Raw genomic sequence first — 12918 nt, 5'->3', positions numbered from 1 at the left:
CGTTGAATGAAGCGTACACGCTTTAGGTACGGTTCATTCGTTGAATGAAGCGTACACGCTTTAGGTACGGTTCATTCGTTGAATGAAGCGTACACGCTTTAGGTACGGTTCATTCGTTGAATGAAGCGTACACGCTTTAGGTACGGTTCATTCGTTGAATGAAGCGTACACGCTTTAGGTACGGTTCATTCGTTGAATGAAGCGTACACGCTTTAGGTACGGTTCATTAGCGGGCGAAAAGGCAGCTAAAGATGCACTTCAGTAGGTTTGAAGACACGCCCTAACCCAAAGCGAAATTTCGAAGCTCAGCGAAGGCACAAAAAAGTCCGGGCTGTCATAGCCCGGACTGCTCTCCCGTAACTCCCCGCGCGGATGCCGGGGAGCGGGGCTTTGAAGCGTAAAGCGGAGCGGCCGCCTTTGAAACCGGGGGATGTCCTTGCTCCAATTTCAATCGGAATCCCCCGGTTTCAACAAGCGGTGAAGCTCAAAGCCCCGCTCCCCCGCCAAAACGCGCCTCACCTATCAAAACACGCTTCACCCTCTAAGCGTTTCGTAAATCTCCATATACTCGCGGGCGGAAGCCAGCCAGCTGAAGTCTTCGCTCATGCCGTTTTGCACGATCTTTTTCCACGTCGGTTCGTCGCGGTAGAACGTCAGCGCGCGGCGGATGGTATGCAGCATATCGTGGGCGTTGTACGAACCGAAGCTGAAGCCGTTGCCTTCGCCGGTATATTCGTTGTACGCGTGCACGGTGTCGTTGAGGCCGCCGGTTTCGCGCACGACCGGGACGCTGCCGTAGCGCATGGCGAGCAGTTGGCTGATGCCGCACGGTTCGAACATCGACGGCATCAGGAACAGATCGCTGGCCGCGTAAATATTGCGCGACAGCGCTTCGCTGAAACGAATCTGCGCCGACAGCTGGTTCGGATGGCGGTAAGCCGCCTGGCGGAACCAGTCTTCGTAGCCGTCTTCGCCCGTGCCGAGCACGACGACCTGAACTTCTTCGGAATACAGCAGCTCGTCCAGCACGCGCACCACCAGGTCCAGCCCTTTCGGTTCGACCAGACGCGTGACCATGCCGATCAGCGGCGTTTTGACAGAAACGGGCAGGCCGAGTTCGTTTTGCAGCGCCGTTTTATTTTCCCGTTTCTTCGCCAGGCTGCTCTTGTACCGCGTATGCAGCGTCTGGTCGGTATTCGGATTGTAGCTTTTGACATCGATGCCGTTGACGATTCCGGTCAGCTTGTCGCCGATCGAAGACAGCAGGCCGTCGAGTCCGTAGCCGTAATACGCCGTACGAATCTCCTGCGCGTAGGTCGGGCTGACCGTGGTCACTTTATCCGAATATACGATGCCCGCTTTCATGAAGTTGACGTTGCCGTAATACTCGACGCCGCCTTCCGTAAAGTGGCGGTTGTCCAGCCCCAGCAGCTCGCCGAACACCGCATACGGGAACACGCCCTGATACAGCAGGTTATGGATCGTATACACGGTCTGAATATTGTCGTAGAACGGATCGTGCACGTACGTGTCCTGGAGCAGCAGCGGAATCATGCCCGTGTGCCAGTCGTGGCAGTGAATGACGTCCGGCTTGAAGCCGATTTCGGGCAGAATTTCCAGAACGGCTTTGCTGAAAAAAGCGAACCGTTCGCCGTCGTCGCCGTACCCGTATACGCCGTCGCGTCCGAAGTAGAACTCGTTGTCGATAAAGTAGATCGGAATGCCGCCGTCGTCGTACTCTTCGATTCCGCAATACTGGCTGCGCCAGCCGAGCTGCACGTATACGAAGCCTTTGGGCGTCATTTGCGCTTTGTACGATTCCGGCACGGCTCCGTACTTGGGCAGTACGACGCGGATATCCGCGCCGGCTTGTTTAAGCGCCCTCGGCAGGGCTCCGATCACGTCGGCCAGGCCCCCGGTTTTGATAAAAGGAGCCGCTTCGGCGGCCGCAAACAGCAGTTTCATTAGGCTTTCCCCTTTCGCGTTGCGCTTTTTTGATCATTTTTCGACGCTGCAGTTTTCGGCTTCGGCGCTTTTGGCTTTGCGGATTTCGGCTTTACCGCGTCCGTTTTCAAAACGTCGGCGATTCGGCCGCTTTTTTTGAGAATTACGATGCCCAGCGCCGGCAGCTTCACGGACAAACTGTAATCCCGCTCGTGCCACGGCTGCTTTTCGGCTTTGAGCGTTCCTTCGTTCAGCAGTCCGCCGCCGCCGAAACGGGCCTCGTCGCTGCTGAACACTTCGCGATACGTCCCCGGTTTGCCGACCCCGATGCGGTAATCGTCATATGCGACCGGTTTGAAGTTGATCAGGATATGCAGCGTATCGCCCGGTTTTTTCCCTTTGCGGGTATAGGCGATCACGCTCTGGCCGGTGTCGGAAGCGCTGATCCACTCGTAGCCGTCCCAATCGTGGTCGATTTCCCAGAGCGCTTTTTCCGCCAGATAGAAATGATTGAGCGCGGCGGTGTAATCCTTCATCTGCCGGTGCGCTTCGTAGTCGAGCAGCAGCCAGTCGAGCTGTTCCTCGTCTTTCCACTCGATAAACTGTCCGAACTCCCCGCCCATAAACAACAGTTTTTTGCCCGGATGCGTAATCTGGTAGCCCAGCAGCAGCCGCAAACCGGCAAATTTCTGTTCGTACGAACCCGGCATTTTGTCGAGCAGCGATTTCTTGCCGTGCACCACTTCGTCGTGGGACAGCGGCAGCATGAAGTTTTCCGAATGCGCGTAAACAAGAGGGAAAGTCAGCAAATTGTGCAGATTCTTCCGCTCGTCGAAACCGGCCTCCACGTATTTCAGCGTATCGTTCATCCAGCCCATGCTCCATTTATAATTGAAGCCGAGGCCGCCTTCGTGGGCGGGAGCGGTAACGAGCGGCCAGGCGCTCGATTCCTCCGCCGCCATGATCGCGTTCGGATAGTAGCTGAAGATGGTTTGGTTGAGCTTGCGCAGAAACTCGACCGCGTCGGTATTTTCCACGCCGCCGCTCGCATTGGGCCGCCATTGGTGCGGTTTTTTCTCGAAATCGAGCCGCAGCATGCTGGTGACCGCGTCGATGCGCAGCCCGTCGAAGTGGAACATCTCCAGCCAGTAGAGCGCGCTCGAGATCAGGAAAGACTGCACCTCGGGCTTGCCGAAATCGAACGAGAGCGTGCCCCAGCCCGGCTTCTCGGCCAGCATGGAATCGGCGTATTCGTACTGCGGCGTTCCGTCGAACTGCCTCAGCCCGTGCGCGTCCTTGGCAAAATGCCCCGGCACCCAGTCGAGCAGCACGCCGATATCCGCCTGGTGGCAGCGGTCGATCAGGTACATCAGGTCTTTGGCTTCTCCGTAGCGGCTGGTCGGCGCGAAATAACCCGTCGCCTGGTAGCCCCACGACAGGTCGTACGGGTATTCGGTCACCGGCATGAATTCCAGATGGGTATAGCCCATTTCCGAAGCGTAAGGAATCAGCAGGTCGGCCAGCTCCCGGTATGTATAAAATTCGCCGTCCTCTTTCTGCCGCCACGTTCCGAGCTGCACCTCGTAAATATTCATCGGTTTGGCGTAAGGCGCGCGGCGCTTGCGGCGCCAGGCTTGATCGCCCCAGGCGTAACCGTCGATCGAACCGACCCGCGAAGCGGTATTCGGCCGCACTTCGGCGTAAAAAGCGTACGGATCGGCTTTGAGCAGACGCTCTCCGGTCACCGATTCGATCGCGTATTTATACAGGTCGCCTTCCTGCACGCCTTCTATAAAAGCGCTCCAGACTCCGCCGGAATCCGCAATAAGTTCCAGGGGTTCCTGTCCGCCGTTCCAGTCGTTGCGGTCCATCGCCACGCCGACCGAGTTCGCATGGGGAGCCCAAACGGTAAACCGTACGCCCTCGCGGCCGCTTTCTCGCGTAAGATGCGCGCCGAACATTCGATAGCTGTGAAAAAAAGTGCCTTCGTGAAATAAGTAAATTTCTTCGCGCGACAGAGAATGCGCGGAGGATTGGTCCGTTGTTTGCGGCTGTTTGGCCATCGAAGCTCACTCTCCCTTATTCGTTGCGTCGTTCGCTCGTCGTTCAAATCGATCGGATGAATCGAACCGACCGCTAAATAAATTTAAACAGATCAATAGCTTTATTACCCGCTTGCTGCACACATGAATAACTCGTTTTGAAAAATTCTTCCGTGAAAATGAAATTTATTGACATTCATACTTGTTTCAAAAGCAAGCACTTCCGTTTATCTATATAGCATGTCAACATCCATCACGGGAGGGAATATTCATGATTAACAAAGATTGCATTGCGATGCTGCTCGCCGGAGGGGAAGGACGCCGTCTGGCGCCGTTAACGTCTGCACTTGCCAAACCCGCCGTTCCTTTCGGCGGTCATTATCGCATTATTGATTTTCCTCTCAGCAACTGCTTGAACTCGGGAATCGACACCGTGGGCGTACTGACCCAGTATGCCGCCGAGTCGCTGCACGAGCATATCGGCGAAGGCACGCCATGGAAGAATGAGAACGGGCAAATCACTCTGCTGCCTCCGGGCGTTCTCGGCGAATACCGGGGAACGGCCGACGCCATCACCAAAAACATTCCATTTATCGATCAATACGATCCCGAACACGTTTTGATTTTGTCCGGCGATCATATCTACCATATGGACTACTCGGAAATGCTCGAAAACCACAAAGCTTCCGGCGCGGACGCTACCCTTTCCGTCATGGAAGTGCCGCTGAACGAAGCGCACCGTTTCGGCATCGTGACCACCGACGCTGCGCTGCGCGTGGTCGACTTCTCCGAGAAGCCGGCCAAACCGATGAGCAGCCTGGCTTCGATGGGCATTTACATCTTCAAATGGTCTTACCTGCGCGCCTACCTGCTGCGCGACGCAAACAGCGAAACGTCCAGCCACGACTTCGGCAAAGACCTGCTGCCGCAGATGCTCGGCGACGATTCGGCGCTGGTCGCTTATCCGTTCGCGGGCTACTGGAGAGACGTAGGCACGGTCAACAGCCTGTGGGAAGCGCACATGGACCTGCTCGGCGATCAAAGCGAATTCGAATTGAACAAATCCGAATGGCCGATGCATACCAACCGCAAAGACAGCCGGCCGGCTTTGTTCCGCCGTACGCTGGCTCCGCTGCCGACCGCGTCCATGCTGCACGAGAGCTGCGTCAACGAAGGCACGATCAAGCATTCGGTGCTGTTCCGCGCCGTACTGGTCGGCAAGGGCTCGCTGGTCGCAAACAGCGTATTGATGCCGAACGCCCATATCGGCCGCAACGTCAAGATCGAATACGCGATTATCGGCGAGAACGCCGTAATCCGCGACGGCGCGGTAATCAAAGGAACGCGCGACGAGATCCTGATTATCGGACCGAACGAGACCGTCTACGCCAAGCCGGTAGTGCGTTCGCAGCCCGCTTTGAAAGACGCCTACGAGAAATCCCCGCTGCTGAAAGCGGGAAGCCTCTCGTCCTAAAAAAGGCGGTTCGCTTCGCTTCCCCGCCTGACCGTCACACAAATTTTTGTTTTTACGAATCAAGCGCCGCTTCGCGATTACGCGAAGCGGCGCTTTTTCCATAACCGGTATTTGACCGAAACTCGACAACGGGCGATCAATTATCCGCCCGTTTTTTCTCGTACAAATTGACGTACCGTCCGCCGACTCCGCGGTTGAGGTCGCGTTCGGCTGCAAAGACGAACCCCTGACGCACGTAGTAGGCGTTCAGTTTGGGCAGATGCGCCACGCAGTCCAGCCGCAGCCCTTTCATCCCCTGTTCGTCCGCTTCCCGCTCCGCGTAACGCAGCATCCGGTCGCCGTAATCCAATCCGCGAAATTCCGGCCGTACCGTCAGCCGGTGCAGGTACAAATACCTCTCGTCGTTTCGTTCGCCCCAGTAAGACGGATCGCTGTTTTGGAGCGTAAACAGTCCGGCGGCGTATCCGTCTTTTTCGAGCACAAACACCCGGCGGGTATGGAAGTACTCTTCCACCGTCTCCGCCGTGAACATCTCCGGCTTCCACTGCTCGACGCCGCTTTGGACCATAAGCTCCGCCGCTTCGCGCAGAATGCCGGCCAGCTGCTCCGAATCTTCGCGCGAAGCTTCGCGAATACGGAGTCCGTCCGCGGCCGTTTTACCCTGCTGCTTGCTGTTTTCCGCCATATTCAGCTCCTGCCTTTTTTCTAGTGCTGCTTTTACTGCTTTTTCTCGTTTTCGGAAGATTCGCCTGCGTCCGGCCCTGCATTCTCCGGAGAGCCGTCTTCTTCCGCTTCGGCTTCTTGCAACTGCGGAAGTTCTTCGTCCAGCAGCGGCAGCTTGACCGTCACGGTCGTGCCGACGCCGAGCTCGCTCGCCATCTCGATCTCGCCTTCGTGCAGTTCGACCAGCTGCTGGGTGATCGCCAGGCCGAGGCCCGTGCCTCCGCCCTGCGTGTTAACCTGGAAGAACCGGTCTTTGACCCGCTTCAGATTCTCTTCGTCGATCCCGATTCCGCTGTCCCGCACGGAAGCCCGGACCCAGCCGTCTTCGCGCGCCAGATGCAGCACGATCAGCGAATTTTCGTGGGAGAACTTGACCGCGTTGTCGACAATATTCAGAAACACCTGCTTCAGCCGGTTGGCGTCGCCGTAAACGGCGAACGAATCGTTTTCCGCTTCGATCCGCAGCTGAACCTGCTTCAGTTCCGCTTTGGCCCACACATTCAGGATGATTTCTTTGAGCAGATCTTTCAATTCGACCCGCTCCATCGTCAGCTTCATCTCGTTCTGCTGCAGCTTGGAGAAGTCCAGCAGCTCTTCGACGAGCCCGATCAGCCGCTGCGTTTCTTTGGAGATGATCCCCATGCCGAGCTTGGTTTCTTCGGGATCGTAGCCGCCGGAGTCGAGCGTCTCGCTCCAGCCTTTGATCGACGTGAGCGGCGTGCGCAGCTCGTGCGAGATCGAAGAAATGAAGTCGTCTTTGATCTGATTGCTGCGCACGATCTCTTCGGCCATATAGTTCAGCGTCGAACCCATCTCGCCCAGCTCGTACCGGTAATCCCCTTCGACCCTGACGTCGAACCGGCCTTTCGCCATCTGGGCCGATACGGCGATAATATTGTTGATCGGCCTGACGATCGAATTGGCGAGACCGATCCCGACAATCAGGACGATCACCAGCACAACGGCGATAACGGCCATCGAGAACAGGGTGATCGCGGTCAGGCGCTGGTTCACTTTTTCGATCGAGGTGACGAACCGGGCCAGATAAATTTGTCCGCCGCCCTGCTGAAGCGTTGTCGTGACCGCCATAACCGGCTCGCCCGTGGTGGCCTGGCGTCCGATCCACTTGGCGATGCTGCCGGACGCCAGTGCCTGCGGAATATCGCTCGTCTGCACCGGCTTGTCCGATTTGAACCCCGACGAGCTGATCAGCACTTTGCCTTTGCCGTCGAGGATTTGCAGTTCGGCGTCGGGACGTTTCAACCTGTCCATCATGTTGTTGAGATATTCCCTCTCGCTGTTCCCGGTCGAAACAATCTGCGCGCTGCGAACCGTGACGTTGATATAGCTCGACAGCATATTATAGATCGTATCGTAGTAATAGGCCCGCATCGCAAACAGGAATACGACTTCCACCAGCATCAGCGCCAGGAAAACCACGATAAAATAATGCATAACGATCTGCCTGCCGATCCCTTTCTTGATCATTGACCCTGGCCTTTCCATTTATAACCGTGCCCCCATACGGTCTGCAAGTATTCGGGCTCGGACGGATTGTCTTCGATTTTCTGGCGCAGTCTGCGGATATTGACGTCGACGATCTTGGGATCGCCCATATATTCTTTGCCCCAGACGTGATCGAGCAGCAGATCCCGGCTGAGCGGCGTGTTTTCTTTTTCCAGGAAAAATTGGATCAGCGAAAATTCGGTCGGCGTCAGCTCGATCGCCTGGTTGTTTTTCTTGAACTGTTTGGAGATCAGGTCCAGCTTGAACGGCCCGGAGTCGAATGTGACTTTGGCCGCCGTTTCGCGGTGCACATTGACCCGGCGCAGCAGCGAATGGATGCGCGCGATCAGTTCCGTCGGACTGAACGGCTTGCTTACATGGTCGTCGGCGCCGACGGAAAGCGCGTAAACCTTGTCCTGTTCCTGCACTTTGGCGGTCAGGAATATGATGCCCATCCGTTCGTTCGTTTCGCGAATGCGCCGGCAGACCTCAAACCCGTCGATCCCCGGAACCATAACGTCCAGCAGCGCAATATCGATGCCCGGCTCCGTTTGCAGCAGATGCAGCGCTTCGTTGCCGTTGCCCGCTTCGAGCACCTCGAATCCGTTGCGCTTCAGGTTGATGACGATAAAACCGCGGATCGACTCTTCGTCTTCCAATATCAGTACTTTACTCATTGACGTTCCCCTTTCCGGCCTTGTTTCCGTTTGTGCTTTTCTGCCCCCGCGCCCGTACGCCTCGGCCGTCCCCGACTCCGCCGGTCAATTGGCGGCGGGGATGCCCGATTTGCCGGGCGCCAGATCGCCGTCCGGATTGACCCGGTACGCGATGACGAGACTGTTCGTTCCGTACAGCTTGATCCAGCCGTTGTTCTCGGACTCGCTTTGCCACTGCGCGGAGGTGAAGAAGCGGACTTCTTCAAGCCACTCGCGCGTATCGATCCGGACGAATTTCAGGTATTTGTCGACGATCGAGACCGTATCGAGCGTCACGTTGCCCTGAAGCTCTGCGGGAAACGGCGGAAGCACGTATCGTCCCGCGGCGTCGCGGTACTGTTCCCGCACCTGCTTCAAGCCGTTTTCTCCGTCCCACCGGCTGTAAATCGTCAGCAGCGGAACGTCTTCTTTATGCTCGAAATAACTCCAGCCGTAAGGCTTTCTCAATGTGCCGATTTCGATAATGCCGTCTCCGTTGACGTCCTCGCTTTTGACAAGGCCGTCTTTGAACGCGGCGTCTTCGCCCAGCACCGATTCCAGCATATCGTTCTTCATGACGACAAGCTGGGTATAGGAACTCGTCCCGATCGTCATGTCCAGCACCAGCCCGTTGACGGCTTCGGATACTTTGCCGGCGGCTACATTGTAATAGCTCGTCAGCGTTTTGTTCGGAAGCGTAAGCGAAGACAGCTCCTGCAGGCTGTTCTCCCGGTATTGATACACTTTGATTTCCGTGCCGGTGTTGGCGTCGAAGTTGATCAATGCAAGCTCCTCTTTGCCGTCGCCGTTAAAGTCGGCCACCCCGAACTCGGCGTAAGGCACTTTGACGATGGGACTCGATACCGTCGTTCCCGTATAGGAGTAGATCACCAGCGAGTTGTTAAACGAGTTCGGCGCGTTCTCTTCCAAGCCATAGCCCGCGACGATATCGAGATGCCCGTCGCCGGTCACATCCCGGAATTCGAGCTTGTCCAGCACCGGCCCTTCGCCGTCGACGGTCAGCGTATTCACCCAGGTGTTCCCCTGCTTCTGCAGAATCATTCCCTTGACGACGCTGGCGTCGGGCGACTTGTAGAATACGACGGCTTCGTTTACACCGTCTCCGTCAAGATCGATATCGTGAATCGTGCTCGTATCTTCGGAACCGAGCGTTCGCACTTCGGTCGCCCCCGCCGGAAGCTTGACGTCGATCGCGTTCTTGAGCACTTCCTTATCCGCCGCGAGACGGGGCGGGCGAATCAGCGACGTCGGGTCCGGCAGGGACAGCGTATCGCTGCAGCCCGTAAGCGCCAACAGTCCCGATACGGCCAGGGCGCCCAGCCAATACTTTTTCATTCCTTCGCTCACTCTCTTTTCGCATATGGGCCTGCCCGGCGAACCCCGGATGGAATACCGGCTGTTCGCCGCGGCCGGCCGTTACAGTCGGCTTTTCTCGGCCGTCGTCAAGCGGCGTCCGCGGATATCCAGCACGATCTTGCCGCCGTCCATGCCCCAGATACGGTGGGCGTGGCGCTCGGCCAGCTCGATCGGCAGCACGGCGACCACCGTCTTTTCTTCTTTTTCGCACAGCTGCTTCAGCATGCCCAGCACGCTGTCTGCCGTATGCGGGTCCAGCCCGATCACGGGCTCGTCGGCCAGCAGTACGTTCGCTCCGTGCGCCAGCGCGCGCGCCGTCGCCACCCGCTGTTTTTCCCCGCCGCTCAGCGTGCCCGATTTGTTCTTCGCTTTGTCGAGCAGCCCGAGCGATTCGAGCATGTCCATCGCGCCCATATAATCGTCGGTGCGCACCATGCCCGTCAGCCGGCGCCAGGCCGGCGTCTGGCCGACCTGGCCGATCAGTACGTTCTTGAGCGCGGTGCGGTTCGGATCGAGATCCGGATTCTGCTGGAGATACGCCCACTCGCGGCGCACTTTCATTTTGGCGGACCAGCCGCCTTTAAAAACATCGGTCTCGTCCACGACGAACGTGCCGCCGTCCCACTTCTCGCGCAGCGCGAGGCAGCGAAGCAGCATACTTTTGCCGCTGCCGCTCGGTCCGACGATCGCGACGAATTCGCCGCGCACAAGATCGAAATCGATTCCTCTGAGTACGGGTATTTTGTCGCTGCTTACGGTCTTTTTCAAGCCTCTAACCTTGATCATTCGCCATCCGACTCCCCTGTCCCGTTAAACTTCACTTCTCTAGTGTACCCCGAAACGTCCTGCGAATGCCACGCCAAGCGGGCTTTTTCTATACATTTTTAGCGGTCCGGCCTTTGAAAAAGAACCCGAACGCGCCGAACAGCATATACGCGCTTCCCATCAGCAGGAACAGCAGAAACGGCGACCCGTGCTGCATGCCCGCTCCGCCGATCGTCGGCCCGAGCATGCTGCCCGCGCTGAAATGAAACGACGCGACGACGTTGGCGGACGGAATCAGCGCTTTGGGCAGCAGGTCGGCCGCATAAGCCATGCCGAGCGAGTAAAAAGAGCCGACCAGGCCGCCCGCCGCCAGAAACAAAATCGTATTCAGCCAGAGCGATGTCCCGGCAAGCGGCACCAGCGCAAACAGCAGTCCGCCGCAGACGCCCGCTCCGATTAGAATGGGACGGCGTCCGAAGCGGTCGCTGAGCATGCCCAGCGGCAGTTGAAGAATCAGTCCGCCGATGCCCACGCTCAGCATCAGCAGCGCCACATCTTCTTTAAACAGCCCGATGCGCAGGCCGTAAACCGGAAAGTTGCCGTTGAGCGAAGCTTCCATATAACCGTAAAGGAAAGCCGGGATCAGCGCAAACCAGGCGTAACGGTACACTTTGGAAAATCTTGCGAAGCCTCTGTCGGTGTGCTCTTTGCCGCTTTCCGGCTTGTAAGCGAGCAGAAAGCGCAGGACGAAGATCAGCACCAGCAGAAACAGCAGCGCAAGCGCAAGAAAAGGGACGGAGTCCCCGTAATCGACCAGCCCGATCCCCAGCGGACCGACGCTGAACCCGATACCGTAAGACATGCCGTACAGCGACAGGTTGCGGCCGCGGTTTTCGGCAGGGGTCACAAGCAGCACCCACAGTTGGGCGACGTAATTCAGCGCGCTGTCTCCGGCTCCGATGATCAGTCGCAGCACAAACCAGGTGCGCACGCCGGGAAGCAGCGGAAACAGCGGCAGCGCGATCAGGACCATGAGCAGTCCGCCGACCAGCAGCTTTTTGAATCCGACGACGCCGACGAGCCGCTCCGCGACAAGCGTCATGGCGAACGAACCGATATACAGCGACGCCGAATTGAATCCGTTGACCGAAGCGGACACGCCCTGCTGTTCGAGCAGGATCGACAGCAGCGGGAGCAGCAGCCCCTGGCTCAGCCCGGCCATTACGACCACGCCGAGCAGAATATAATAGGAAAAAGCGGAACGGGGCAGCAACGAAACATTCATTCCTTTCAAGAAGCGTTTCTCCGGAACGGAGCCGCTTCCATGCATAATAACGAAACGGGTAAAAAAGCGGACGCGCGTATCCTTCCGCAGGCCGGATATCCGCCAAGTTCATAGTGGACAAGTCCGAGCCAAACCATACATAATAGGTTAAACGGCAAAGCGATGTTTGGCCTAGGAGGGTAAAGCTTGAACAATTACGATGTGCAAATAGACGTATCCGAGATTTACGAGCTGCTCGGCAGCTTTATGGTGCACGTCACCAAGAAATGGCTGCAAAATCTCGATATCGGCTCGGACTGGTCGGCCGCGGCGGAAGACGGCATGCCGCCGGATCTGCGGCGGCGGTTCGACGAAGCGGCCGGCTGGCCGTTCCTCGATTTCGACGCGCTGTACGCGCTCGTGATCGAGCGCGAAACCGGCGAAGACATTCCGGCTTTCCTGGAACGTCTGTTCACCGAGCCGGCGCAAAACCTGCTGGACCGGATCGCCGGGCAGCTTCCGCTGCTGACGCCGGCCGATATGGAGCGCATTCAGCGCGACTATACGCCGCTGCTGAAGTCGTGGTATACTTATTATTTCCAGGATATTCGCGATTCCATCCTGCCGCTGATGGAAGAGGACGCGGCCGAGAAGCGCGAACTGCTGCTCAAGATGGACCCCAGCGCGCTGGTGGAATACGCGTCGGGCGGCCTGGTGATCGAAACGCCGCTCGACCTGCGTACGGTGATCCTGTTCCCGACGGTGCACAACCGGCCGATGAACACGTACTGCTTTTACCGCAGCGTGCTGCTGATCCAGTACCCGGTCGACGCGCCGGAAGCCCATGAGGACGAACCGCCGACCGTGCTGCTGCGCATGACGCGCGCGCTGGCGATGCCGGACCGGCTCAAGCTGCTGCGCTACGTCGCCGACCAGCCGCGTTCCCTGCAGGAAATGGAACGCGATCTGGGGCAGCCCGCCGAAGCGCTCAAGCATCACATGGTCCTGCTGCGAACGGCCGGTCTGCTGCGCACGCACATCGGCGAACAATTCAATGAAAAATTCAGCATTCGTCCCGACGGGGCGTCGGAACTGCAAATGTTTCTGGAGTCCTATCTGCGTCTTTGA

The 12918-nt window shown here is 57.7% G+C and carries 10 protein-coding genes; 2 read left to right on the top strand and 8 right to left on the bottom strand.

Annotated features, from left to right (window positions below):
- Positions 1-534: 534 nt before the first annotated feature.
- The gene (glgA, locus tag QWJ34_RS24105; protein WP_302731660.1) at positions 535-1965 is read right to left on the bottom strand and encodes a glycogen synthase GlgA; all 1431 of its coding nucleotides are present in this window, start codon (positions 1963-1965) and stop codon (positions 535-537) included.
- Complete coding sequence (glgB, locus tag QWJ34_RS24100; RefSeq protein ID WP_302731659.1) at positions 1965-4007, bottom strand: 1,4-alpha-glucan branching protein GlgB; 2043 nt, start codon at positions 4005-4007, stop codon at positions 1965-1967. The genes glgA and glgB overlap by 1 nt, the downstream gene beginning before the upstream one ends.
- 250 nt (positions 4008-4257) lie before the next feature.
- Between glgB and QWJ34_RS24095 the strand changes: the two genes are divergently transcribed.
- On the top strand, positions 4258-5460 hold the full coding sequence (locus QWJ34_RS24095) for a glucose-1-phosphate adenylyltransferase (RefSeq protein WP_302731658.1): 1203 nt from the start codon (positions 4258-4260) through the stop codon (positions 5458-5460).
- Between the two features lie 136 nt (positions 5461-5596).
- Here QWJ34_RS24095 and QWJ34_RS24090 read toward each other — a convergent pair whose 3' ends face one another.
- The 6 genes from QWJ34_RS24090 to QWJ34_RS24065 form a co-directional block, all read right to left on the bottom strand.
- Entirely contained in the window at positions 5597-6145 is a 549-nt protein-coding gene (locus QWJ34_RS24090; protein ID WP_302731657.1) for a GNAT family N-acetyltransferase, read from the bottom strand.
- A 32-nt stretch (positions 6146-6177) separates the two neighbouring features.
- Complete coding sequence (locus QWJ34_RS24085; protein ID WP_302731656.1) at positions 6178-7671, bottom strand: sensor histidine kinase; 1494 nt, start codon at positions 7669-7671, stop codon at positions 6178-6180.
- Entirely contained in the window at positions 7668-8366 is a 699-nt protein-coding gene (locus tag QWJ34_RS24080) for a response regulator transcription factor (RefSeq protein ID WP_302731655.1), read from the bottom strand. The genes QWJ34_RS24085 and QWJ34_RS24080 overlap by 4 nt, the downstream gene beginning before the upstream one ends.
- A gap of 84 nt (positions 8367-8450) precedes the next feature.
- Entirely contained in the window at positions 8451-9740 is a 1290-nt protein-coding gene (locus QWJ34_RS24075; RefSeq protein WP_302731654.1) for an FG-GAP repeat domain-containing protein, read from the bottom strand.
- An 81-nt stretch (positions 9741-9821) separates the two neighbouring features.
- Positions 9822-10547 (bottom strand): phosphonate ABC transporter ATP-binding protein, encoded by a 726-nt coding sequence (locus QWJ34_RS24070; RefSeq protein WP_302731653.1) that lies wholly within the window; start codon positions 10545-10547, stop codon positions 9822-9824.
- Between the two features lie 88 nt (positions 10548-10635).
- Positions 10636-11811 (bottom strand): MFS transporter, encoded by a 1176-nt coding sequence (locus QWJ34_RS24065; protein WP_302731663.1) that lies wholly within the window; start codon positions 11809-11811, stop codon positions 10636-10638.
- A 186-nt stretch (positions 11812-11997) separates the two neighbouring features.
- Here QWJ34_RS24065 and QWJ34_RS24060 point away from each other — a divergent pair, with 186 nt between their 5' ends.
- Complete coding sequence (locus tag QWJ34_RS24060; RefSeq protein ID WP_302731652.1) at positions 11998-12918, top strand: helix-turn-helix domain-containing protein; 921 nt, start codon at positions 11998-12000, stop codon at positions 12916-12918.

Source organism: Saccharibacillus sp. CPCC 101409, assembly GCF_030518235.1.
GTDB lineage: Bacteria > Bacillota > Bacilli > Paenibacillales > Paenibacillaceae > Saccharibacillus.
Note: the sequence above shows the minus strand (reverse complement) of the source record. Positions and strands in the feature narration are given on the sequence as shown.

What these genes read in the sequence shown, in the direction of transcription:
- QWJ34_RS24075 (WP_302731654.1), bottom strand. Translation starts at nt 9,740, where the DNA reads ATGAAAAAGTATTGGCTGGGCGCCCTGGCCGTATCGGGACTGTTGGCG.
- QWJ34_RS24085 (WP_302731656.1), bottom strand. Translation starts at nt 7,671, where the DNA reads ATGATCAAGAAAGGGATCGGCAGGCAGATCGTTATGCATTATTTTATC.
- QWJ34_RS24090 (WP_302731657.1), bottom strand. Translation starts at nt 6,145, where the DNA reads ATGGCGGAAAACAGCAAGCAGCAGGGTAAAACGGCCGCGGACGGACTC.
- QWJ34_RS24070 (WP_302731653.1), bottom strand. Translation starts at nt 10,547, where the DNA reads ATGATCAAGGTTAGAGGCTTGAAAAAGACCGTAAGCAGCGACAAAATA.
- QWJ34_RS24065 (WP_302731663.1), bottom strand. Translation starts at nt 11,811, where the DNA reads ATGAATGTTTCGTTGCTGCCCCGTTCCGCTTTTTCCTATTATATTCTG.
- glgB (WP_302731659.1), bottom strand. Translation starts at nt 4,007, where the DNA reads ATGGCCAAACAGCCGCAAACAACGGACCAATCCTCCGCGCATTCTCTG.
- QWJ34_RS24095 (WP_302731658.1), top strand. Translation starts at nt 4,258, where the DNA reads ATGATTAACAAAGATTGCATTGCGATGCTGCTCGCCGGAGGGGAAGGA.
- glgA (WP_302731660.1), bottom strand. Translation starts at nt 1,965, where the DNA reads ATGAAACTGCTGTTTGCGGCCGCCGAAGCGGCTCCTTTTATCAAAACC.
- QWJ34_RS24080 (WP_302731655.1), bottom strand. Translation starts at nt 8,366, where the DNA reads ATGAGTAAAGTACTGATATTGGAAGACGAAGAGTCGATCCGCGGTTTT.